Genomic DNA, 639 nt, shown 5'->3' with positions numbered 1-639 from the left:
ACAGAGCAAGCGGCAAGACAAGTGTATTTAGCACTGGAGGATAAGAAGAAAACCGACGCGGTTGAAAAGATGAAACAAGACGGATGGGGCTTTTTCTTTGTTTATGAAGGAAAAGATACGCTCAGCCAGCAACTCGCCCTGTCCATTCAAGCGTTTGCTGACCAATACCATTTTGAATTATTGGGCATCAGTAATGATGAAACCTTCATCACTCACCTCAAAGAAAACCGCCACAACCAAGGCAAAATAGCGGTGCCTTTTACACCGGCATTAATTTTAGTGCACCCAAGCACTGGAGAGATGAAGCCACTGGCGTACGGCTGGATCAGTCAAAATGATTTAGTTGGCCGCTTTTACAACGTCGCCACCCACTTTGAGCAATCGGATTTTTAAAGCAACTTCATCCATATCGCTCTCTTAAATGATGTTCCGTTTCTTTTATTTCTTCTTTTCCCCTAAAACGTCAGGAGGCGCTATGCCATTTCTTCGTACCCTTGTGCTTGCTTTTTTGATTCATGCCGCCAGCGCACACGCTGCCATGCAAAACCAATATGCCCTGGTGTTCTTTTTTGAAAGCACCTGCCCGTACTGCCATAAGACCGCCCCTAAAATCACTCGCCTTGGCGAGCGATTTCAATT

2 protein-coding genes are annotated in these 639 nt (G+C 45.5%); both read left to right on the top strand.

All coding sequences use genetic code 11. The features are described 5' to 3' along the window. Window positions 1-393 (top strand): conjugal transfer protein TraF (gene traF / locus AB4513_RS24750; RefSeq protein WP_170962741.1); only part of this gene is annotated, 393 nt, incomplete at its 5' end. 28 nt (window positions 394-421) lie between these two features. Next, on the top strand, window positions 422-639 hold a 218-nt coding region (traF, locus tag AB4513_RS24745), incomplete at its 3' end, for a conjugal transfer protein TraF (RefSeq protein WP_346762946.1).

The organism is Vibrio sp. 10N.222.54.E6, assembly GCF_041473955.1.
Classification (GTDB): Bacteria; Pseudomonadota; Gammaproteobacteria; order Enterobacterales; family Vibrionaceae; genus Vibrio; species Vibrio tasmaniensis_A.
This window is presented reverse-complemented; position numbering and strand designations above follow the sequence as displayed.